Origin of the sequence: Sporosarcina sp. HYO08 (assembly GCF_001563475.1) — a bacterium.
Taxonomy (GTDB): domain Bacteria; phylum Bacillota; class Bacilli; order Bacillales_A; family Planococcaceae; genus Sporosarcina.
On the sequence record NZ_LPUT01000029.1, the window covers coordinates 102,221 to 123,809 of the forward strand.

The following is a 21,589-nucleotide window of genomic DNA, read 5'->3' on the forward strand; positions in this document are numbered from 1 at the left end:
ACATAATGTTTTTCGCTATCGATCACGAGGATACGATAGGAAAAGCAAAAAATAGCTTAGACTTAGCTGAGGAGAGATGAGAATTGAATACGAAAAATCTTGTGTTAATGGCGCTTTTGGTTGCCGTCGGTGCTGCTTTATATTTGGTGATTCCAGGTTACGGAAACGGCATGAAGCCTGACTTCATGTTGACGATGATGTTTATCGGGATTTTCCTATTTCCTGATCGCCGCAGTGTATTTTTACTTGGTGTCACAACTGGTGTGATTTCGGGTATTTTTTCAAGTTTCCCGGGCGGTTTCCTGCCGAACGTCATTGACAAATTCATTACTGCATTTGTTATTTACGCAGCGTTTGTAACATTAAAGAACATCTCGAAGCATTTGATCGGCGCAACAGTTCTTGCAGGCCTTGGAACGATTTTATCAGGTACGATCTTTTTATCCATTGCAATTTTTGTGTTAGGTGTCAACTTACCATTTTTTGCATTGTTCTTAACAGTCGTCCTTCCAGCAGTCGCGATGAACTGCATTGCATTCGTCATTATTTATCCAATCATTCTTGGATTGGTAAAACGTACAAATTTCAAAACAGCGTTATCCAGTTAAAGAATAAAGGGGCTGTCCCAGAAGTGCCTGGCTCTTCGTTTGGGGACGGCCCCTTTTTGCCTTCTAACAAACTAGTAGTTTTTACCACAGCATTTTCAAAATGCCAAAGTATTTAATTTGTGAAACTGCTTAACACATGTTTAAATAAAATTACGCAAGATTGTATGATCCATCTTTGAAAGGAGCGCTCTAACAAATGAAAGCATCTACGTTTTTCTTAGGACTAGCAGCCGGTTCTATTGCGGCCGCTGTTACCGTTCTGTATTCAACACCACAATCTGGAAGTGAGCTTCGAACAACCGTCAAAAACGCATCGACAGATATGAAAGACAAACTTAAAGAGGTCAATGTGAAGTTTGACGATTTAAAAGAATCGATTTCTCACTTAACAAAAGAGGCAAAAGAAACGATTCCCTCAGCAATCGGCGGTATTAAAGATTCAATTGGTAAATGGCAACAATCAACCGAGCCAAACAAAGTGTCCCTAGAACAGGAAATTGAAGCGATTCAAGCAGCACTAGAAGAACTTGAACAATCCATTACCGTACATCAGAAAAACTAAGTATATGATAGAGACCGTCACAGAGCCAATCCTATGTGAGACGGTCTCTTTTTACCATCTTAGGGAAAGTTTCTTAAATTCTGACTTCTCACCTTGTTGCTTTTTTGCTATAATGAAAGAATATGAATTTTAGGAAGCGGGTGGGTTCGATGATTGAGCAAAAATTTTCCCCAAAAGAAGCGATGATCTTTAGTCAGCGCATTGCACAAATGTCTAAAGCGCTTTGGAAAGCAGTCGAAAAAGATTGGCAACAATGGATAAAACCTTATGACTTGAATATTAATGAGCACCATATTTTATGGATTGCTTATCATCTTGAAAAGGCAACAGTTTCAGATATTGCAAAGTTTGGCGTCATGCACGTTTCGACCGCATTCAACTTTTCAAAGAAGTTGGAGCAACGAGGCTATTTACATTTTTTCAAGAAAGATGATGATCGCCGAAATACATACGTTGCCGTCACAGAGAAAGGCGAAAATCTACTACTAGAAATGAATCGCAATTATTATGGTTCAGCACATAGTGTGCTGGAAGGAACAATTCCAATTAAGGAACTGTACGGTAAATTTCCAGAGTTTCTAGAGGTCATGTCTGTCATTCGCAACATTTATGGAGATGATTTTATGGAAATTTTCGAGAAAGGTTTCAAAAACATTGAAGAAGCGTATGATGAGGAAAATGGAGAATTGATCGCAGTCAATCGAGAGAAAAAATCTGAGAAAAGGGAAGAACGTTATCACCCGATTGGTAAGGATTTTTAATTCCAATTCGCGTACATTTCTGCTATGATTATTTTGGAACGCCGAAGAGGAGGAATGGATTTGATCCTTGTAATAACAGTTCTGTTCTCATTATTCTATCTGTATCAAATCAATAAAATGACATATGCTCTCTGCGAATCAAGAGAAATTCCAGAGGAAAAACAGCCCAAAATCTATCGAACGGTCAATATCCTCGTGACGATTTTAATTTTGTCTTTTTTTGTTGAAATTTTATTGAAAGCATAAGGAAAGTCCATTGTCCCAAACTGGGAAATGGACTCTTTTTGATTTAGTACATGAAGGCTGCACCGACGATGATGAGTAAGATAAACAACACCACAATCAAAGCAAAGCCTGAAGAGCCATGATTATATCCGCTCATTGGAGCACCCCCTCTCTCTTTGTATCGTATGCAATCTGCTTTTTAGTTTCTGGGCAAATTATTGGGGTAGGGGAAACCTTTTTGTTTTCAATTCGTTTATATGTTATAGTAGCAACTATCGTACACTAACTGTAGGGGAGAAAAAGACATGAAAAAATCTATATTAGCGCTGACAATGGCTGCATCCATTCTTGCACTTTCTGCATGTAGCAATAACAATGCAGGCGATGAAGTCATTATGACATCCAAAGCTGGAGATATTACGAAAAATGAATTTTACGAAGAACTGAAAGATGTTGCAGGTGAACAAACATTCCAAATTCTGGCAATTGAAAAAGTTCTTGAAAACAAATATAAAGTATCGGATAAAGACGTTGACCAAGCGTTCAACCGTGAAAAAGAGCTTTACGGAGAAAGCTTTGAAATGTACTTAATGCAAAATGGACAAACAGAAGAAAGCTATAAGAAAATTTTGCGCATTAATCTGCTACAAGATGCTGCACAAATGGATGGCGTCGAAGTGTCAGATGAAGAAGTTCAAAAACGTTTGAAAGAAATGAATACAGAACTGCATGCACGTCATGTACTTGTAGCAGATGAAGAAACAGCTCTGAAAGTGAAAGAAAAGCTTGAAGGCGGAGCTGATTTCGCTGAAGTAGCGAAAGAATTTTCTACAGAGCCTGCCGCACAAGAATCTGGCGGCGACCTTGGTTGGTTCGGCTATGGTAAAATGGTTCCTGAATTTTGGCAAGGCGCTTACGCATTAGAAGTGAATAAAATTAGTGAGCCAGTTCAATCTCAACATGGCTTCCATATTATCGAAGTAACAGAGAAGCGTGAAGTTGAAAAAGATAAAGCAACAGAAGAAGAAGCACGAAAAGATGTTGCACTTGAAAAAGCAGGCGAAGACCAAGAAGCTTTAATGAAAAAAGTATCTAAGCTGTTAAAAGATGCGGATATTAAAATTAAAGACAATGACTTAAAAGACTCATTAGAAATCTTCATGAATGCTGGAGAAGAAAAAAAATAATACGAAAAACGCCAAGGACTTAGCCCTTGGCGTTTTTTAATGGACAAAACCCACATTGCATCAAACCCGGCACGTCCTTTGACAGACAGCATGTTTTTCTGACCGTTGTATTGAGCAGTTCAGACGGCTCGCACCCTTTTAAGTAAGAAGCAAACAATGACTTCGGCGCAATTCCTTCCCATAGCCGATCCGCCTTTAAGAGCTCTAAATCCTTTCGGGCATTTTGAGCCGTCGATGGATTTGCTAAAAGAACATGGTATTGCCAAAGCAAGAAACCAAAAATATTTTCCCACATTATCAGTGGTGAAATAGCTGTTACTGATCTCATTTGGTGAAAGACTGCCGCACATTCATTGTGTAAAATATGCCAAATTTCCTCTTCTCGTCGCCCATTTGAAATAACTTTCCAATCTTCGGCTCGAGTGTATGTACTCACTGTTTTTCTTCCGTATTCCTCATTCACACCAAAAACTAGATTGTTGCTTTCTCCTTTCCACGTAATATTAGATTGGACTAAACTCGTAAACTGCATAGCCGTAAACATGCCAAATCTTCTCGTGAAATAAGAGGCCGTGACTGTTCGATTTGGACTGCCACTAATGACTTGAATCGTTTGAAGGATTGCCTCCATCTGATCTGCTTGAAGAATGGTTTCCAATGTAAACAAGCGATGTGCTGGCTCTTCAGTATAAACACTATACATTGTTAATTGTTTCATCTGTTCTTCTGTTAAATTTGTCATGCCACTAGTATAACAAGAAAAATCGCTAGGTACCGTTTTTATTCGGAACCTAGCGATTACTTTAAATCGTTGGTTTATAAAATGATCGATTATCAAGCGGGAAAATTCTTTCGGTAAATTCTCCTGGTGCCGCTTTCGAAAGTGCACGATCAAGCATATTCATCTTCGCGTCAATATTATCAATGTAATGCAGCATTTCCGCCTCTTTTAACATTGGACGTTTTGGGCTTCCCCATTCTTCTTTACCATGATGAGATAACACCATATGTTGCAACAACATGACTTCTTCTCCACTTATTTCAAGCTCGTCTGCTGCCTTTGAAATTTCATTGACCATAATGGAAATATGGCCAAGCAAATTCCCTTCAACTGTATATTGTGTACCTACAGGACCTGACAGTTCCACAACTTTTCCGATATCATGCAAAATGATGCCGGCATAGAGTAAGTCTTTATTCAAAGATGGATATAAGTCTGCAAGTGCTTTTCCTAGCTTCAACATGGAAACAACGTGATCGATCAGTCCTGAAACATAGTCATGATGATTGCGCGTGGCTGCTGGGTATGTCATAAATGCCGACTGATGTTTTTTCAACAAATGTCGTGTAATTCGCTGAATCGCTGGGTTTTTCATCTCGAAAAAGTATTGGGTCAATTCTTCAAACAATACTTCTTTACTTTTAGAGGCTGACGGTACTAAATCAGCAATCGACACGCCTTCATTTTCTTTAATCGGACGAATACTTTTAATGCGCAGCTGATTTTTCCCACGGTAATCATGGACCTCGCCGCCTACTTTTACGATGGATGAGGCTGCATACATTTTTTCATGCTCTTCTGTCGTATCCCACAGCTTCGCCTCAATATCCCCACTCTTGTCTTGCAAGATCAATGTCATAAACGGACTCCCTTGCATCGTTACGCCTTTTGTGGATTGCTTGATCAATAAATAAAGATCGACTGTTTCACCAACCTGGTGTTCTAAAATTTTTTTCAATGCGTCCTTACCCCCTGCTTATTTCCAAATTCAGAAGCGTTAAGAATATTTGCGTCTTCCCATTTCTCTTTCATTGTTTGGTGACATGTGAAATATAAAAATTGATGTTGATCTTGTAAACTTTCAATTAATGTAATGATCTGTGCGATTCTTTCATGGTCAAAATGAACGAATGGATCGTCCATTAACAATGGAAACGGCGCGGTTTCTATCATGGTACTTGCCAATGAAAGCCGCAGTGAAATATAGGCCTGTTCTTTCGTCGCTTGGCTCAATTCACTGATCGGATGCGCCAAGCCATAAGCTGTAATCGCTTCAAATCGACCTTCTGGGGTGATTTTCAAGGTGACATATTTTCCGCCTGTTAACCGCTCAAAATACCGTTCAGCAATACGCAAAACTTTAGGCAGCTTTTTCTCTTTCAATTCCCTCATCGTTTGTTGGATCGCTGCTACGATCCCTTTTCGTTCAGACCATTGACCGGCTAGCTTTGCAAGCTCCGCCTTTTTCATTTCAAATCGTTGCAATTGACTGCCATACGTTTCATCCGACAACAGAGCCTCCGTTTGATGGACAAGCGCAGCCTTTTCTTCCCGAAGTTTGCGTTGTTCTTCCTCATTCGCTAAACGGGCTTCCTCATTTCTTTCAGCCCTTTGCTTCAGCTCTTCTTTGGAATTGTTTTCAAGCTGATCATGTAACTGATGCGGTTCCAGCTGAATGATAAGCTCTTTTAACTGCCTCTTTAACGTCTCTTTCTCTTGCGCCAAATGAAAAGCATGATAGTATGCTTCCTCTGTTTCAACACCCGCCTCGGCATACAACACGTTCACTTGCTTATCTAAAGCTTTTTGCAGCTCCGTCGCTTCTTTCCATTCCGTTTTCAATCGTTTCCGAGCGGCTTCGTTCGACTTCGCCGCCTCCGTTTCTTCCGTTAAATATTTAAATTCACTTCTAAGTATTTCATAGATTGCATCTTCTGGCACACTTTTTTGCAACAGCTTTTCAACATTTGCTTTTCTCTCTTCCATTAGCCGTTCAAGTTCTTGTTTTCTTGCATCGTTCTTGTCCATTACACGCCTTGCCTCTTGCAGTTCCCGGACCATACGGAACAATTCAGGAATAAGCGGCCTAGATGGTTGTTTCGTAATCCCATATTGTAGTAAAAATTGTGCAAGGGCTTTTTGTTCCACTTGTAAAGATCGCTTCGTTTTTTCTTGTTCCAAACGGGCTGCTTGGCGTTTTTGATCAAGCGAGTGAATTGATACTTCTTTCGCTTCAATATTTCTCGTATAGTCTTCCACCCGAATCGTTAACTGTTCCATTTGCTGTTCTTTCCCATCATATGCGGCAACGAGCTGCTCCATTTCTTGCAGGTTCATGGGCTGATCTGCCTGGTTCCCCTTCTTATAAAAATAAGCGGCACCTGCCAGTAAGACGCCGATGGCTGTGAGGAGCCATTGTTGCTGAATCGTTCCGAACAATAGACAGCCTAGCGCAAACAAAACAAGGAGCGGAAATAGAACATTCGTCTTCGGTTCTGATTGTTTGTTCAACGATAAAAAAGCTTTCGCTTCTGCCAATTGCTGACGAATACGCGGCCACTCGCGGACACGTTGCCATTCTTCCTCGGATGGTTCCATTTGATGAAGTGCCTGAAGCTCATTTTGCAAAGTGATCTGTTCACTTTCTAATTGCTCGATCTGATGCAATGTATACGCTTGCTTTTGTTCGTTTTCCTCAACACGCTTTAATAGCGCGTAAAGCTCCTCTTCCTTTTGAAGGGAAACATCTGCCGTCACAATCGTGTTACTTTGCTCATTGACCCCAATTCTGTGGCAAAGACGTACAATTGTTTCTTCCAACTGCTCACTTTCATCTGCCAATGCAGTTTGGATCGAGCGCCATCGATGCCACTCTGATTCCTTGGCCATTACTATTTCGAGCTCTTTCAGCTGTTCTAAATGATCTTCGCTAGGCAGCTCTTTTGTTAATACCGCTAAGTCCTTTTCTATTCGATTTCTCCTTGCTGTTATTTCTGTTAGTTGACTGGAAGCTATTTCGTACCGGCGAATACCGTCTACTGGAAATGTATGTCCATGACGAGTAGAAAGTTGCTTTTCCACGATTTGCTTTTGTTCGAAAAGGGGATGCAGCTGCTGAAGAAGGGCGATCTCTCGCTGTTCTTTTTGCAGGCGATCGGATTGTTCGTACAGATCTATCAATCGTTCGTCAATTTCTTCAACTTTTTTCAGAGCAGGAGCATATTCTTCGGTTTTTTCCTGTTCTTTTTTCAAGTCGGCCTCCAACTGACGCAGTTCGTCTATTTTTACATTCATGTCCGGACGGCGGCCTTTCATCTTAAATAGCTCATTCATTTCTTTCTCCATTTTGCTTTCAAGCTGCATTAAGCTGTCGACACCGGTCGTTCCAGATGCTAGAAGTGTCCGGCTTAACGTATTTTCATCCATCTTTTCAAAGCCTTGCAGCTGTAATAATGAAAAAGAAAAAATGGCCTCAAAAGATGAACGGTCATAATGGCGCAGCAGTTCTTTTAAGTCTTCCTCATCCCCCACGGTGCCATCTTCAAAGTAGACCGTCACATCTCCAGCCGATTTGCCCCGAACACGCTCGACGATCCATTTCCCGTGCACGTCGTCAATGACATGCACTTGTCCACCATATTTCCCGCCCGTTTTCGGCTCATAACGTAAAAAAACACTATTTTTTTGCGGGAAGCCAAACAATGTATGCAAAATGAACTGTTGAATCGTTGTTTTTCCAGCTTCGTTCAAACCATAGATGACATTTACGCCTCGTTCAAAATTCACTGTTACGTTTTCATGTTGGCCAAACCCATAGATAACGATTTTTTCAACTCGCATTGACTCACCTTCTATCCATTTCAGCTAATTCTTTTATAAATAAAGACTTTGCCTGCATTTGAACAGCCTCTAGATCTTCTTCTTGTAAATTTGGCAAATACTTCACGCCGTGTATATGTTGATACACATCATGCAAAACGTCATTCCAGTCATCTGAATTCCAGTCTTCCATCACTTGCAGGACTGATTTTGCTAAAGGACTTAAAGTCGTTTGTGAAGGATGTTGTTCGAAAAAGGACAATTGTTCAATCCATACAAAGGGTTCTGCAGATTCTATATAATCCCTTATCGTTTCGAGCCATACATCCTTTGTATGTTGTGAAAAAAGCTGCATTGCTTCTTCATCCACATCGATCATCCGTAATTCCACAATGCCCGCACCAGTTTGTCGTTGAAATGTTTCAACAGCAAGTTCACAAGCTGCGAGCCACTCATTTACATGTCGAATCCCTTCACAAGACACGTCTAATCGATCAAATACAAGCGAAGATGCAGGAACAAATTGGCGTGTTGCATTCGTTTTTGACAACTCCACCTCGTAAAACCCTTTCATGCCCTGTTCTTTACGATGTCTTCCCTGTATGTTGCCTGGATAAATGATCGGCGGTGACTCATGAAGCGACTGCCTAAGATGAATATGACCGAGCGCCCAGTAATCATAATGCTTAGAAAGCAGTTCACTTTTTGTAAATGGTGCATAGACTGCGTGACTTTCATCCCCGGCGATACTACCATGCAACATGCCAATGTGAATGACTTCATTCATTTCTGCGACTGGATAATGTGCAATCATCGCTTCTCTTATATGTCTTTTCCCATAGCTAAAGCCATGAATGGACACTTGTTTGCCGTTCACGTCAAAGGTGTACGTTTCAACTTCAGGACCGAAAGTATGTACATTTTCCGGCAGCTCAAATCTTGTCCATTTGCCATCTAAATGATCATGATTACCGTATGAAAGTATGACTGGAATCCCCGCTTCATGCAACTGTTTCATTCCTTCAAAAAACTTCAGTTGCGCGCGTAAACTTCGATCTTCCCCGTCGTAAATATCGCCTACGATTAAAACGAAATCAGGCTTTGTTTGAACAGCGTAGTTGACTACATTCTGAAACGCCTTGAAAGTACTTTCTTTCAATGCATGCAAACGCCGGGCAGGTAATTCTGTAACCCCTTTAAATGGACTATCTAAGTGCAGATCAGCCGTATGGATAAAGCGAATCGTCGACAATTTACAGCCCCCTCTCACAACGAATATCTGTTCTTATTTTATCATAAAAAAAGGAGTTATCCAAAAACGAAGAGCCAGGCACCATTGAACACTAAATATAGTATCGAAATCGGAATATAATACTACATTTTGACAGTGTATCGCGGTGCCAAGCACTTCTAGGACAATCCCTTTTTGGGTTATTCTTTTCCAAGCTGTATGGCTTTTTTAACGTCTTTCAGTGAGCGCGAAGGTCCATACATAAGTACACCGCCTCGGTAGATCCGTGCGCCAAATGTACCTAAGACTAAAATCGTCAGTAACATAATGCCAATTGACAAAACGGGCTCCCAAACTGGCAAATCTAACATACCAACACGTAAAAACATAACGAGCGGCGCAAAAAACGGTACAAATGAAGCCACTTTTAAGTAGGTCATTTCTGGATTGCCAAGACCTGTGACAGCGATCAGAAAAGCAGCCACAATGAGCAATGTCATCGGTAAAATCATTTGCTGCACATCTTCCGTACGGCTAACAAGCGAACCGAGCAACGCCGCCAGCGTGGCATACAGAAAATAGCCAAGCAAAAAGAACACAATCGCATAAAATAATGTGCCGACATTCATGTCATTAAATCCAAACGCCGAGAAAAAGCCTTCTGTTAAATCAGAAGCCGCCATTTTAAAGGCAGTGAAGCCCGCAGCGCCGATGATAATCATCTGTAATAATCCAAGCGTACCAATCCCCGCCACTTTCGCAAACATATGCTTCACTGGTGAAACACTGGAAATTAAAATTTCCATGACACGTGAAGATTTTTCAGTTGCTACTTCGGTGGCGATCATACTCGCATACATAATAACAGCAAAATAGATGAGAAACATTAGTACATAAACGAGACCCCTTGCTTGATTCAGTTCTTCCTGAGATTTTGCAGAAGACGAGACCGCATGTTGGTCAAATTGAATGGGGGCAAACAATGTTGAAACTTGCTCGCCTGATAATGATAGTTCCTCTGCTTTTAGTGCTGTTTGCACGGATTGAAGGGCATCTTGAATCATCATAGGATACATGTAATCTAGCATGCTCTTTGATGTATAATTTGCGTGAATCATATTCGTTTGATTGAGCGTTAACGTTAAAAAACCGTCAATTTCTTCTGCTTCCACACGCTCGGCCAATGTTTGTTCGGTTTGATCAGATTTTTCAATCGTAATCTCTGATTCATTCGCCTCGAACTGTTGCTTAAATGGTTCAAACAGCCTGCCGCTTTGATCAATTACTTGTATAACAGCCGCTTCATCCCCACCGCCTGTAATGCTTTTGAACGTGCCCGTTAACTTCGATATATTCGCAAATAAAAACAATGCAGCAACCATAATAATCGTTGTAATGATGAAAGACTTCGATTTTGCTTTCGTTATGAAGGCCTGCCTGAAAATAATCATAAATTCACGCATATTGTTTCCCCACCTTCTCAATGAAAATATCTTGCAATGACGGCTCTTCAATGGCGTAATGGCGGATAGGCCCTGCTTTTAGCGCTTCCATCAGAAGTGTTTCCGCAACGTCTTCCGACTCTACTTGGAAGACGGCACCTTCAATGGAACGTTGAACAGATCCAACACCTGCCACTTTTTCCAAAGCCGACAAATCATAATCCGAATGAATCCGAACATTTTGTTTGCCAAATGAACGCTTGACGTCACGTAGCGTTCCATTCACAATTTGCTTGCCGTGATGAATAATGCTGAGCTGTTCACAAAGCTCTTCGACATGATCCATTCGGTGACTTGAAAAAACGATCGTTGCGCCATCGTTTCGAAATTCGATAATCGCATTTTTTAGGAGCTCCACATTTACCGGATCTAATCCAGAAAAGGGTTCGTCTAAAATGAGTAGACGCGGACGATGAAGTAATGACGCAATTACTTGAATCTTTTGTTGGTTCCCTTTTGACAGCTCCTCCACTTTTTTACCCGCATAATGAGAAATTTCCATTCGTTCAAGCCACTTCTTTAATTCATTTTTTGCCGAACTGCGGCTCATTCCTCTAAGCTGACCTAGAAAAATGAGCTGTTCTTCTACTTTCATTTTGGGATACAATCCTCGTTCTTCTGGCAAATAGCCGATGTCCGAACTTGCAGTAGACTGGATTGGTGAATTGCTCCACGTAATTTGTCCCTCATTCGCATTAAGAAGCCCTAATATCATTCGGAATGTTGTGGTCTTACCCGCCCCGTTTGCTCCTAAAAATCCATACATCGTTCCTTCATCTACTGACAATGATAAATCATCTACAGCGGTAAAATTACCGAAACGTTTGGTTACGCTTTCCAATCGCAGCATAATCAGGTCCTCCTTTGATTTCTGGCTAATCACTTTACGTAGGAAGCTATGTGAAAGTTTCATCTTCATGCTTGTTACTTCCAACAAAGACAAATTTCTTTTTTAAAAGTTTCATGTATAATAGATAATGAAATGAATGGGAAGGGTGAATGTTGTGAAAGCTTATAAACTGACAGCTTATGAAAGCTCCGGCAAGTTAATTGTAGAGGATACTTTTGAAGCGGAGTCGGATGAGCAGGCAAAAGAGATGGGACATGCTTTGCTTAAAGAGAAAAATCTTCTCGGGCAAACCCACCGCCTTGCATCACCTACTGGTAAGTTATTGCTGTTTCATTCTTGATTACTCATTTTCCACTTACTGACATTTTATCACCAATAGAACAAAAGAGGTGTTTCGAATCATGAAAATCGCTTTAATTGCGCATGATCAAAAGAAAAACGAAATGATCAATTTCACAATCGCTTACGAATCTATTTTTTCAAACCATACATTGTATGCGACGGGCACAACGGGAAAACGCATTATGGAACATACAAATCTTTCGATTGAGCGGTTGATGTCTGGACCTTTAGGTGGTGACCAGCAGATCGGCGCTATGATTGCGAAAGGTGACATGGATCTTGTCCTTTTCTTTCGAGACCCACTAACTGCACAACCACATGAGCCGGACGTCAGTGCACTTTTGCGCTTATGTGATGTTCACGACATTCCACTCGCAACAAACATTGCAACTGCGGAGCTTTTACTCCGAGCTGTTGATAAAGGATTTTTCGACTGGCGGAAAGCGGTAGAGAAAATGAGATAAGCTGCCCACATCCCTTGGGTAAAATGAAAAGGTCTGTTAAGCATGATGACTTAACAGACCTTTTTAGTTTATGATCTATTCTTTTTCGGAAATATCTCGTTTAAATGATCCAGTTTTTTCTCAATGGATTCATCATATGTCAAAATGTATGCCGCGGGATCTTTCGGATTGTGGAATTGGATGATTTTCCCCGTTTCGGGATCCATAAATTTACTAGAAGCACCGCAGCCAATGCCGATAATCGTTTGAACCTCTTCCATGATCACGATATTGTATATACTTTCTTCGCCTCGCTTCGCATAGCCGACGTTTTCTAAATTACCAAGGATGTTCTTCTGGCGGTACAAATAATACGGTTCATAGTTATTTGCCGCTGTCCATTTTTCACCAAGCCTCATCATTTGCTCGACGGTTTCGCGATCAGCGACTTTGTATTTGTTTTTATTGCGTGTCATTTCTGAGGCACGTTTAAAGGACAGCGTATGAATTGTAAGCGATTCTGGCTGCATTTTTTCCGTTTCTTCAAGCGAATACTCGAATTCATTCATTCCCTCATTTGGCAAACCAATGATTAAATCCATATTAATATTTTTCATGCCCATCTCACGAGAGAGCCAAAACTTATCAATCGTTTCTTGTACAGTATGATGTCGCCCAATCGCTTTCAACGTTTCATCTGTATAAGATTGCGGATTGACACTTATGCGGTCAATCCCCCACTTTTTTAAGACTTCGATTTTCTCAGGTGTGATCGTATCGGGACGACCGGCTTCTACAGTGATTTCACGGACATTTTCCATTCCGGGGAAAGAAGCGTACATCGTTTCATACAGCGCATCCATTTCATCCGCTTCGATGCTCGTAGGTGTTCCCCCACCAAAGTAAATGGTTGTAATTTTCATGTTACGTTCCGTTAACCATTTCCCCATTTCACGGATTTCCTCATGTAAACCGTCCAAGAACGACTCGACGCGTCCATTTTTTCGGTGAATGGCATAAGCAGGAAATGTGCAATAAGCACATTTCGTCGGACAAAACGGAATGCCGATATAAATGCTCACCTCGGACTTAAGATCATACAAATCTGGCACAGCCCGCAGTTGAACGTCAGCAATTTCAGCAAGCAACTTACTTTTTTCGGAAGAAATACGGTGTTTTTGCATTAATAGCTGGCCGGCTTCTTCAGCACTATGCCCCTGTTGACGATATTTATGATAAAGCTTTAGCGGACGGATGCCTGTTAAGATGCCCCAAGACTGCTCCATTCCCGTTGCTTGTTCAAGCGCTTCAAGAAAAACATGAGAATAAATTCTTTTTAACTGACGATTTTTGCCCCGCTCATCCGTATTTTCCGCTTGCTCGGAAAATCGAGCTTCATATCGGTTGTCCTCGTAAATAATGCTTGCTTTTCCTACAAGTTGTCCATCAGAATGATGATCCAATGAAAAGCTCGCTTGAATTGCATCAAGTTCTTCTGTCATCGTGACTTTCGATTGCTCGAAAAATAAATTCGCAAGATGTGTAAACATCCGAATCCAATCTTGAGGAAATTGCTCCTTTAGTACAATTTTTTGCATGTTTGATATACCAACTTTCTATAAAGATCACTATATACTAGTGGAAGTTTCAAATGAACATACAGTCTATTGTAGCAAATTTTCATGTGAATCTCGAAAACGAATCATCGCTTCCTAAAAGATAAAAAAATCCCAGGCCTGCATCTTCAATTGCAGTGTACCTGGGATTTTATTTTACATAGATTCGTATAAGTTTTGAACTGGTTTCATTAAAACGCGGTTCACTTCTTCCAGTATGCCGCTTAATTTCATTTCAGCTTCAAGCATGCTCATAATTTTAGGATTTTGTTGAGCGAGCTGCCCAGTTTTTTGCGCGTACCCTAATTCTTCCGGAGAAATCTCTTCGCCTTTCATTTGTTTTTCCTGCAGCGATAATTGGACTTTACGGAAGTTCTTGAAAAGATTCAGTGCTTCCTCGTCTTGTTTCACTTCCTCGACTGCTCTTTGAACGTCCATAAATTCATTTGTTTTACGGAATGTTGCTTCTAATTTGTTTAAATCGTCGTAAATATTTACTGTCATTTGCCATTCCTCCTACGTTAGGTTTGTTACAAATACGATGATGCCTTGGACGATTCCAATTAAGCCGCCGAGTAAAGCACCTAGCGCCGTAATCATTTTAAACTCTCGTTTCGAAATACCAAGGACTAAATCTTCCAGCACCTTCACTGGAAACGAATCGACTTGCTCTTTAACCATATCATCTAATTTCAATTTGCGGAGCGATTTTTCTAATTGTTTTTCTGCTTGGTCGAATATAAATGACACGAATCGTGGGGTTATATTTGCAGCTGCCCACTCATCGCCCTTTGGCCAATAGTCATAAAGGGAGCGGTCAAGCCGATCTTGCAGTGCTAACTCTTTCATTGCGTAGTCTTTAATTGATTCGTTGAGACCTTCCCAATCGAATTCTGAAGTTATCTCCTCGACGGGCCTTTTTTGAAGCTTTTCCCATTCGTTGTGTAACATTTTGTTAATGAGCTCGGCAGTTCCCGGCGCTGTCACAAATTTTACCGCTTCTTTTTGAACCTTCCCAACGAGAGATTCCGATTCACCGAAAAACATATGAACCATGCTGCCAAGTGTGCCTTTTGAAGCCAGGAAATCATCGATCAACTGCCGAAACAAAGACTTTCCTTCAAATGACAAAAAATAATTTTCTAAGCGTCCCAGTATATAGGTTGTAACTGATGGAATGCGTTCGGTCACTTCAGCTTGCCACTTAGCAGGTAGCACCTCTTCTACCGTTCCCCCTGTGAGTCGCGTTCGGATGGCTTGAAGCTGAGCATCGAGCACTTCCAACACTTTCTTTTCCGTTTGCGAAACGACTTTCTCCGCGCCTGCGAGTTGAAGCCAATCATTCAATGATCGATCTGAATGTAAAATATACGCTTCCAACTTTTGTTGGATCAATGACTCCATTTTCTTTTCCATCGCAGACGTTAGCAGTTTTTTTCTAAAAGTTTCTGGCGTCAACAAGTAATTCGTCACTGTTTTGCCAAATTGCTTGGCAAGCTCATCACGCCTTTTGGGGATCAGACCAGGTGTAAAAGGTAATCGCCATGAGCCAATATATTTCGCTTCGTGGGGCCGAAAGAGCATTTTAATCGCCAAGTGATTCGTAAATCCGCCGATTAATGCACCGATGAGCGCCATGAAAAGCAATGTCCATATAAAATCCATCTCTTCACCTATTTCCGTTTCATTTCGTTTCCATTATAGCAGAATGAAACGTCACGGAAAAATGGGAAGACTTTGAGTAGTCTTAGCGAAGGGCGTTGAACATTGTCGACATGCGGATGGCATGCTCCATTTCATCATGCATGGCGATGAATAATGGATTATAGGCTTGCTGAATAGGAATGGTCAATAACATTTCCTTATACATTTCCACTCCGTCTAATTCATTTAGAAGTGCTCTTTTTACACATTCCTTCAAATCATAACAAGGGACAGGCTTCTTCGGATTTTGAACAAAAGTGCCTGTCATCATATAATAGAGTTGTTGAAACATTTCGTAATGGCTTTTTTCATCTTCATACATATGTTTAAGGAAATCTTGCCAAAGAGGATCATCTGTCAATGCGTACATGGATTTATAAAAAAAATAATCTTTGTACTCACCCTCGATCGCTTCTCTTAATTTGTGAATAAACAAGACAGCACCCTTTCCTATCGCTTTCTTTCATTTTTATGCGTACAGGCTGCGTCTTATGAAGAAAGGAGACAATATCGTTGCTACAGCATTTTCGTTATCAGCCTATGTATATCAATACAAAATTACCTGGATGGACATTTACCTTTATGTTGCAGAACGAACGCTACGAAGGTGAATACGCATCTGACGGCATCATTACCTGGGTTGGAAAGACACCTCCTAACGAAGACAACGTCAAAAAAATGATTCATGAGTTGATGACCTACCATGTTTATGAGTGATTTTGCTTAAATTGTTAATACTATGTCTGCATGAATAAAGGAGGTATAGTATGAGCAAAGAAAAATCACCTGAAGAGCTTTTAAGGCAAAAGGATATGCGGAAAGCACAGAACCAAAAAACCGAAAATACTTTTGAAGACAAAAGCAGAGTACCAAATGAGCAAAACGCTTGGAAAGAGACACAATTTAAATACGGCGAGTAAATTTATGCCCTGCGCAAATATGCGTAGGGCATTTCATCTATTTTAGATAAAACTATTTGTTTTTTTCTTGTAAATAAATTATTATTATCTTATCTAACTATTTTACGGACTTTAGGAGGTGTACGCTTTGTTCTGCCCCTCATTTGGGCACAGAACAAAGTAACTATTTGGAAATTGCCATACGATTGGCAGCCTTTGCTGCCTTGATCGCATTCACCGCATTTTTCGTTGCGAGTGAATTTGCAATAGTGAAAGTAAGGACAACCCGGATCGATCAACTTATCGCAGAAGGAAATCGCCGGGCTGTCAATGCAAAGAAAGTAATTACAAACTTGGATGAATATTTATCCGCCTGTCAATTGGGAATTACGATTACCGCCTTGGGATTAGGGATGCTAGGTGAGCCTACTGTGAAATTAATGCTCACACCTCTATTCGCTCGTTTTGATTTGGCACCGAATGTTTCTACATTACTTTCATTCATCATCGCATTCACGGTCGTAACATTTTTACACGTCGTTGTAGGTGAATTGGCTCCGAAAACGATGGCGATTCAAAAAGCGGAAGCCATCTCATTGCTGTTTGCAAAACCACTCATTATTTTTTATCGTATGATGTACCCTGTTATTAAAGGGATGAATGGTTCTGCGCGCTCGATTATTAAACTATTTGGTTTCAATGCAATCTCAGAATCTGAAGTGGCACATACGGAAGAAGAGCTGCGCATGATTTTATCAGACAGCTTAAAAAGCGGTGAAATTAACCAAGCCGAATATAAATACGTTAATAAAATTTTCGAGTTTGACGATCGAATCGCCAAAGAAATTATGGTACCTCGAACAGAAATGATGACCATCGAAAAAGATATGACTTTGCAAGATGTTTTTGACGTCATCGGGGTAGAGCAATTTACTCGTTACCCTGTCACGGATGGCGACAAAGACCATATCATTGGGCTCGTTAATATGAAAAACTTATTAACGGAATACATTAAAGACCCATCTACAGGCAATGAACCCGTCATTAATTATATGCAACCGATTATTCGTGTCATTGAAACGATGCCAATCGGTGACTTGCTGTTAAAGATCCAGCGGGAACGTATTCATATGGCCATGCTCATCGATGAATACGGCGGCACATCCGGCCTTGTTACGATCGAAGATATTTTGGAAGAAATTGTTGGTGACATTCGTGATGAGTTCGATATAGACGAAGTTCCAGAAGTCCAAGATATTGGAGAAGATCATTATATTTTTGATGCAAAAATGCTCATTGAAAATGTCAATGACACCCTTGGCATCTCCATCAATGAAGAAGATATCGATACCATTGGCGGCTGGTTCATGACACAGCGCTTTGAAGCGATGCCTGGCGAAAAAATTGTGGAACAAGGATATGAATTTACCGTGAAAGATATGGAGGGCCATCATATTCTTTACTTGGAAGTCATGAGACATAGAGAAGAAGAACAAGACGAACATTCCGGGATACCAGTAGAATCATAATCCATAAAGAACGGGACGATCCTAAAAGTTAGTAAATGCTAGCTTTTAGGATCGTCCCGTTTTACCGTGTCTTAAACCTTCTCTAATCTTTCTTATACTCAATATGATACACATCATGACGCCGATCCTTCAGTTGCTTGACCGTGCCATCCTGCCGCTGGCGACGTAACACTTCAAGGTCAACATCACCAATTAAGACCATTTCCAAGTTCGGATTCGTTTCCCCTACGATGCCGTCTCTTGCAAATTCAAAATCCGACGGTGAAAAAATTGCAGATTGAGCATATTGGATGTCCATATTATCGGTTTGTGGTAAATTGCCGACTGTACCTGAAATAACAGTATAAATTTGATTTTCAATGGCGCGGGCTTGTGCACAATAACGTACGCGCAAATAGCCTTGACGGTCGTCCGTACAAAATGGTGTGAAAATAATATTGGCACCCATATCCGTTGCAATTCGTGCAAGTTCAGGAAATTCGATATCATAGCAAATTTGAATCGCAATTTTTCCACAGTCCGTATCGAATACACGAATGGAATCACCTGCACTGATCCCCCACCATTTTCGCTCATTCGGCGTGATATGAATTTTATATTGCTTTTCAATCGAGCCATCTCTTCTAAACAAATAAGAAATATTATAAATTTCTTCGTCCTCTTCTTGCACAAAATGCGAGCCGCCAATGATATTGACATTGTAGCGAACAGCAAGATGCGTAAACAACTCAATATACTGCGGCGTAAATTCAGTCATTTTCCGCACCGCCTGACTTGGTACAGGCTCATCTAGAAATGACATAAGCTGTGTTGTGAAAATTTCCGGAAACACAACAAAATCGGAATTGGCATCCGCTGCCACATCGACAAAGTACTCACATTGATGCGCCAGCTCTTCGAACGAAGATATTTTTCGCATAAAATATTGCACGACACAAATACGCACTGGATAGCTCGTTTTAAAATGGCGCTTCGTCAATGGTTTGTAGTCGATATTATTCCATTCCATGAGCGTTGCATATTTTTTCGAAGCGCGGTCATCCGGCAAATAGTTTGGATTGACCCGCATCAACGTAAAATCGTTTATGAGTTGGAATGTTAAAACAGGATCATAAATTTTATGACGCGATACAGAATCGACATATTCCCTTGGTGACATTTTTGACGCATGTTTATGGTAGTTCGGAATACGGCCGCCAATAATAATTGACTTTAAATTGAGCTCGCGTGCCAGTTCTTTTCTTGCCTCATACAAGCGCTGTCCAACCTTCATCCGCCTATAATCCGGATGCACCATTACCTCAATGCCGTACAAATTGTAGCCGTCTGGATTATGATTCGTAATATAGCCTTCATCCGTCACGTCATCCCATGTGTGTCGGTCATCATATTCATCAAAGTTAATAATTAAGCTTGAACAGGATCCGATAATTTCACCATCTAATTCCGCGACAATTTGTCCTTCCGGAAAGATTTCTAAATGACTCATTAATTGACTTTTCTCCCATGGTTCCATTCCAGGAAAGCAAAGTGCCTGCACTTTGAGCAGCTTTTTAATATCGTCAAACTCCATTTGCCGAATGACCATATTCATCTCAAATGATGATACATCGAATTCTTTTCCCATACCTATCACCCCTCCAAGCTTCTTTCCTTTCATTATAGCGAACAAAAGATGAAGTATATAATATTTTACTTGCCTATCTTCTCACTTTATAATCAATTATGAGGTAAGGAGTTGATAAAGATGACGAAGCGGCTGGAAAATGCCCTCCTATTCATTTGGACAACGTCGTTCATCGCAACGCTTGGATCATTGTATTTTTCAGAAGTCCGCGGGTTTGAACCGTGTACGCTTTGCTGGTACCAACGGATTTTAATGTACCCCATTGTTTTAATCGGAGGCATTGCATTGTTCCAAAAAAATGCGCGAATTGCTTTAACGACCGCTTTATTTGCTTGTATTGGCGGATTAATTTCTCTATATCATTATGGCATTCAAAAGCTAAGTTTTCTAAGTGACTCAGCGCCGGCTTGCGGGAGCGTCCCGTGCACGGGGCAATATGTGAATTATTTAGGATTTATCACCATCCCATTCATGGCGCTTGTTGCTTTCATCCTTATTTTTATTACAAGCCTGCTCATGTTGAAATGGCAAAAGGGGACGAATTAATTGAAAAAACTACTCATCATTGGCGGCGTCATCGTAGCCATCTTCATCGCGATCATTGTTCTTTCTAATAAATCGGATGAAGCAAAATTAAAGGACAATCCTTATGGAACGGACAAATTACATAAATCAACGATTGCATTAATTGGCAATGAAAATTACAGCAACATCGCTCTTCCAGATGAAGTGTTCTCCAAGATTGATGCTGGCGAACCAACCGTTGTTTATTATTTTCACCCTGAATGCCAATACTGTATGCAAATGACACCGGTCATGATGCCAATTGCAAAAGAAATGGGCGTTGATGTACTGCAGTACAATATGTTGGAATTTGGCGATGAAGCATTCGAAAAATACGGCATTGATGCATGGCCTGCACTCGTTTATTACAAAGATGAAAAAGAAGTGATTAAAACGGTTGGCGCGCAGCCGGAAGAAAATATTCGTGCGTTTTTCACAGAAGTACAACAGTAAAGGAGAAGCATACCTTTGACTTCCTTTCATTATCAAACACAAGCAAACGATGAGACGATTGAACATCTCTTGCGTCAAAAATGGCAAGCTGGAAAAAAGACGGTCCACCTAATGAGAATGGCGAAAAGTGTTACGGATACGGACGGTGAACCCATTGACTGGCGTGATCCGCTGCCGCAAGGAACAATGCTCCACTTTACAATGCCCGAAGCGGTTTCCAACTATGTTGAAGAGGAGAACAATCTTCCAATTGTCTATGAAGATGAACATATTCTCGTCGTCAATAAGCCTGCTGGAATGGATACCCATCCGGATGGTCAGCGCGGTACAGGCACCGTCATGAACCGGATCATGCATTATGTACGAAACAATGGCAGTGACTACGCAGAACATATCCATCGCCTGGATAAAGGAACAGCGGGACTCATCCTCATCGCGAAGCATCCGATTGCCAAGACATTATTTGACCGAATGCTCGCAAACAATGAAATTGAACGAATGTATACTGCTGAGCTGGATGGCTACTTGAAAAAGTCGAAAGGGACTTTGTCCTATCCAATTGGTCGGGATCGTTCGCATCCAACGAGACGCCGTGTTTCTGTCTCTGGACAACGGGCGGTGACTCATTTTAAAGTGATCAAGCGATCAGAAGACACGACGATTGTGGAAGCATCACTTGAAACAGGTCGAACCCATCAAATTCGTGTGCACTTCTCTCACATCGGTCATCCTGTTAAAGGAGATACGGTGTACGAAGGCAGCATAACGGAAGACGGTCAATACCGACTCACAGCTACAAAGATTTCTTTCAGACACCCGTTTACAGAACAGCCCGCAACTATTGAAATATAAAAATAAGCCATGGAGCATAAAATGCTCCATGGCT

General features: G+C 40.9%; 25 protein-coding genes. 13 read left to right on the top strand and 12 right to left on the bottom strand.

Features of this window, described 5'->3' with window-relative positions:
* Nucleotides 1-83: 83 nt before the first annotated feature.
* From AU377_RS13825 to AU377_RS13840, 4 genes are all read left to right on the top strand, one after another.
* Nucleotides 84-608, top strand: a complete 525-nt coding sequence (locus tag AU377_RS13825; protein ID WP_067408360.1) for a tryptophan transporter — start codon at nucleotides 84-86, stop codon at nucleotides 606-608.
* 196 nt (nucleotides 609-804) lie between these two features.
* Nucleotides 805-1,170, top strand: coding sequence for a YtxH domain-containing protein (locus AU377_RS13830; protein ID WP_067408361.1), 366 nt, complete (start codon nucleotides 805-807; stop codon nucleotides 1,168-1,170).
* Nucleotides 1,171-1,319: 149 nt separating this feature from the next.
* Nucleotides 1,320-1,931, top strand: coding sequence for an HTH-type transcriptional regulator Hpr (locus AU377_RS13835; protein WP_067408362.1), 612 nt, complete (start codon nucleotides 1,320-1,322; stop codon nucleotides 1,929-1,931).
* Between the two features lie 60 nt (nucleotides 1,932-1,991).
* Nucleotides 1,992-2,177 (top strand): hypothetical protein, encoded by a 186-nt coding sequence (locus AU377_RS13840; RefSeq protein ID WP_067408363.1) that lies wholly within the window; start codon nucleotides 1,992-1,994, stop codon nucleotides 2,175-2,177.
* A 43-nt stretch (nucleotides 2,178-2,220) separates the two neighbouring features.
* Here the strand turns inward: AU377_RS13840 and AU377_RS15380 are convergent, their stop codons facing one another.
* Nucleotides 2,221-2,313, bottom strand: a complete 93-nt coding sequence (locus AU377_RS15380) for a YjcZ family sporulation protein (RefSeq protein ID WP_156450455.1) — start codon at nucleotides 2,311-2,313, stop codon at nucleotides 2,221-2,223.
* Nucleotides 2,314-2,461: 148 nt separating this feature from the next.
* Between AU377_RS15380 and AU377_RS13845 the strand changes: the two genes are divergently transcribed.
* Nucleotides 2,462-3,343, top strand: coding sequence for a peptidylprolyl isomerase (locus tag AU377_RS13845; RefSeq protein ID WP_067408364.1), 882 nt, complete (start codon nucleotides 2,462-2,464; stop codon nucleotides 3,341-3,343).
* Between the two features lie 19 nt (nucleotides 3,344-3,362).
* On the opposite strand, the gene AU377_RS13850 is transcribed toward AU377_RS13845, so the two are convergent.
* From AU377_RS13850 to AU377_RS13875, 6 genes are all read right to left on the bottom strand, one after another.
* Nucleotides 3,363-4,085, bottom strand: coding sequence for a hypothetical protein (locus AU377_RS13850; RefSeq protein ID WP_067408365.1), 723 nt, complete (start codon nucleotides 4,083-4,085; stop codon nucleotides 3,363-3,365).
* Between the two features lie 61 nt (nucleotides 4,086-4,146).
* Nucleotides 4,147-5,082, bottom strand: a complete 936-nt coding sequence (gene yhaM / locus AU377_RS13855; RefSeq protein WP_067408366.1) for a 3'-5' exoribonuclease YhaM — start codon at nucleotides 5,080-5,082, stop codon at nucleotides 4,147-4,149.
* The gene (locus AU377_RS13860) at nucleotides 5,079-7,964 is read right to left on the bottom strand and encodes an AAA family ATPase (protein WP_067408367.1); all 2,886 of its coding nucleotides are present in this window, start codon (nucleotides 7,962-7,964) and stop codon (nucleotides 5,079-5,081) included. The genes yhaM and AU377_RS13860 overlap by 4 nt, the downstream gene beginning before the upstream one ends.
* Nucleotides 7,965-7,968: 4 nt before the next feature.
* A complete protein-coding gene (locus tag AU377_RS13865) occupies nucleotides 7,969-9,195 on the bottom strand; it encodes a DNA repair exonuclease (protein ID WP_067408368.1) in 1,227 nt (408 codons plus the stop codon).
* 179 nt (nucleotides 9,196-9,374) lie between these two features.
* Nucleotides 9,375-10,637, bottom strand: a complete 1,263-nt coding sequence (locus tag AU377_RS13870) for an ABC transporter permease (RefSeq protein ID WP_067408369.1) — start codon at nucleotides 10,635-10,637, stop codon at nucleotides 9,375-9,377.
* Complete coding sequence (locus AU377_RS13875; protein ID WP_067408404.1) at nucleotides 10,630-11,529, bottom strand: ABC transporter ATP-binding protein; 900 nt, start codon at nucleotides 11,527-11,529, stop codon at nucleotides 10,630-10,632. The genes AU377_RS13870 and AU377_RS13875 overlap by 8 nt, the downstream gene beginning before the upstream one ends.
* 151 nt (nucleotides 11,530-11,680) lie before the next feature.
* On the opposite strand from AU377_RS13875, the gene AU377_RS13880 reads away from it, so the two are divergent.
* Together AU377_RS13880 and mgsA are read left to right on the top strand one after the other, a co-directional pair.
* Nucleotides 11,681-11,866, top strand: a complete 186-nt coding sequence (locus tag AU377_RS13880; protein WP_067408370.1) for a YhzD family protein — start codon at nucleotides 11,681-11,683, stop codon at nucleotides 11,864-11,866.
* 61 nt (nucleotides 11,867-11,927) lie between these two features.
* On the top strand, nucleotides 11,928-12,332 hold the full coding sequence (mgsA, locus tag AU377_RS13885) for a methylglyoxal synthase (protein WP_067408371.1): 405 nt from the start codon (nucleotides 11,928-11,930) through the stop codon (nucleotides 12,330-12,332).
* Nucleotides 12,333-12,400: 68 nt separating this feature from the next.
* On the opposite strand, the gene AU377_RS13890 is transcribed toward mgsA, so the two are convergent.
* The 4 genes from AU377_RS13890 to AU377_RS13905 form a co-directional block, all read right to left on the bottom strand.
* On the bottom strand, nucleotides 12,401-13,909 hold the full coding sequence (locus AU377_RS13890; protein WP_067408372.1) for a coproporphyrinogen III oxidase: 1,509 nt from the start codon (nucleotides 13,907-13,909) through the stop codon (nucleotides 12,401-12,403).
* Between the two features lie 174 nt (nucleotides 13,910-14,083).
* Nucleotides 14,084-14,431: a YlbF family regulator gene (locus tag AU377_RS13895; protein ID WP_067408373.1), complete on the bottom strand. Its 348-nt coding sequence runs from the start codon at nucleotides 14,429-14,431 to the stop codon at nucleotides 14,084-14,086.
* A gap of 12 nt (nucleotides 14,432-14,443) precedes the next feature.
* Nucleotides 14,444-15,592 carry a DUF445 domain-containing protein gene (locus AU377_RS13900; protein ID WP_067408374.1) on the bottom strand — a complete coding sequence of 383 codons (1,149 nt, stop codon included), beginning with the start codon at nucleotides 15,590-15,592 and terminating at the stop codon, nucleotides 14,444-14,446.
* An 82-nt stretch (nucleotides 15,593-15,674) separates the two neighbouring features.
* On the bottom strand, nucleotides 15,675-16,067 hold the full coding sequence (locus AU377_RS13905) for a ferritin-like domain-containing protein (protein WP_067408375.1): 393 nt from the start codon (nucleotides 16,065-16,067) through the stop codon (nucleotides 15,675-15,677).
* Between the two features lie 77 nt (nucleotides 16,068-16,144).
* Between AU377_RS13905 and AU377_RS13910 the strand changes: the two genes are divergently transcribed.
* The 3 genes from AU377_RS13910 (at nucleotide 16,145) to AU377_RS13915 (ending at nucleotide 18,059) form a co-directional block, all read left to right on the top strand.
* Nucleotides 16,145-16,348, top strand: coding sequence for a DUF5342 family protein (locus AU377_RS13910; protein ID WP_067408376.1), 204 nt, complete (start codon nucleotides 16,145-16,147; stop codon nucleotides 16,346-16,348).
* 50 nt (nucleotides 16,349-16,398) lie between these two features.
* Complete coding sequence (locus tag AU377_RS15575) at nucleotides 16,399-16,551, top strand: hypothetical protein (RefSeq protein WP_156450456.1); 153 nt, start codon at nucleotides 16,399-16,401, stop codon at nucleotides 16,549-16,551.
* 185 nt (nucleotides 16,552-16,736) lie between these two features.
* Nucleotides 16,737-18,059 carry a hemolysin family protein gene (locus tag AU377_RS13915; protein WP_067408405.1) on the top strand — a complete coding sequence of 441 codons (1,323 nt, stop codon included), beginning with the start codon at nucleotides 16,737-16,739 and terminating at the stop codon, nucleotides 18,057-18,059.
* 82 nt (nucleotides 18,060-18,141) lie between these two features.
* Here the strand turns inward: AU377_RS13915 and AU377_RS13920 are convergent, their stop codons facing one another.
* Entirely contained in the window at nucleotides 18,142-19,686 is a 1,545-nt protein-coding gene (locus AU377_RS13920) for a bifunctional GNAT family N-acetyltransferase/carbon-nitrogen hydrolase family protein (protein ID WP_067408377.1), read from the bottom strand.
* A gap of 120 nt (nucleotides 19,687-19,806) precedes the next feature.
* Between AU377_RS13920 and AU377_RS13925 the strand changes: the two genes are divergently transcribed.
* The 3 genes from AU377_RS13925 to AU377_RS13935 are packed head-to-tail and all read left to right on the top strand — an operon-like array spanning nucleotide 19,807 to nucleotide 21,555.
* Nucleotides 19,807-20,232 carry a disulfide oxidoreductase gene (locus tag AU377_RS13925; protein WP_067408378.1) on the top strand — a complete coding sequence of 142 codons (426 nt, stop codon included), beginning with the start codon at nucleotides 19,807-19,809 and terminating at the stop codon, nucleotides 20,230-20,232.
* Nucleotides 20,233-20,703 carry a co-chaperone YbbN gene (locus tag AU377_RS13930; RefSeq protein ID WP_067408379.1) on the top strand — a complete coding sequence of 157 codons (471 nt, stop codon included), beginning with the start codon at nucleotides 20,233-20,235 and terminating at the stop codon, nucleotides 20,701-20,703.
* Nucleotides 20,704-20,718: 15 nt separating this feature from the next.
* Nucleotides 20,719-21,555, top strand: coding sequence for an RluA family pseudouridine synthase (locus tag AU377_RS13935; RefSeq protein WP_067408380.1), 837 nt, complete (start codon nucleotides 20,719-20,721; stop codon nucleotides 21,553-21,555).
* Nucleotides 21,556-21,589 lie beyond the last annotated feature (34 nt).

Coding starts and splice junctions, on each gene's coding strand:
- AU377_RS13830 (WP_067408361.1), top strand. CDS start 805: ATGAAAGCATCTACGTTTTTCTTAGGACTAGCAGCCGGTTCTATTGCG.
- AU377_RS13835 (WP_067408362.1), top strand. CDS start 1,320: ATGATTGAGCAAAAATTTTCCCCAAAAGAAGCGATGATCTTTAGTCAG.
- AU377_RS15380 (WP_156450455.1), bottom strand. CDS start 2,313: ATGAGCGGATATAATCATGGCTCTTCAGGCTTTGCTTTGATTGTGGTG.
- AU377_RS13845 (WP_067408364.1), top strand. CDS start 2,462: ATGAAAAAATCTATATTAGCGCTGACAATGGCTGCATCCATTCTTGCA.
- AU377_RS13850 (WP_067408365.1), bottom strand. CDS start 4,085: ATGACAAATTTAACAGAAGAACAGATGAAACAATTAACAATGTATAGT.
- AU377_RS13860 (WP_067408367.1), bottom strand. CDS start 7,964: ATGCGAGTTGAAAAAATCGTTATCTATGGGTTTGGCCAACATGAAAAC.
- AU377_RS13870 (WP_067408369.1), bottom strand. CDS start 10,637: ATGCGTGAATTTATGATTATTTTCAGGCAGGCCTTCATAACGAAAGCA.
- mgsA (WP_067408371.1), top strand. CDS start 11,928: ATGAAAATCGCTTTAATTGCGCATGATCAAAAGAAAAACGAAATGATC.
- AU377_RS13890 (WP_067408372.1), bottom strand. CDS start 13,909: ATGCAAAAAATTGTACTAAAGGAGCAATTTCCTCAAGATTGGATTCGG.
- AU377_RS13895 (WP_067408373.1), bottom strand. CDS start 14,431: ATGACAGTAAATATTTACGACGATTTAAACAAATTAGAAGCAACATTC.
- AU377_RS13900 (WP_067408374.1), bottom strand. CDS start 15,592: ATGGATTTTATATGGACATTGCTTTTCATGGCGCTCATCGGTGCATTA.
- AU377_RS15575 (WP_156450456.1), top strand. CDS start 16,399: ATGAGCAAAGAAAAATCACCTGAAGAGCTTTTAAGGCAAAAGGATATG.
- AU377_RS13920 (WP_067408377.1), bottom strand. CDS start 19,686: ATGGGAAAAGAATTCGATGTATCATCATTTGAGATGAATATGGTCATT.
- AU377_RS13925 (WP_067408378.1), top strand. CDS start 19,807: ATGACGAAGCGGCTGGAAAATGCCCTCCTATTCATTTGGACAACGTCG.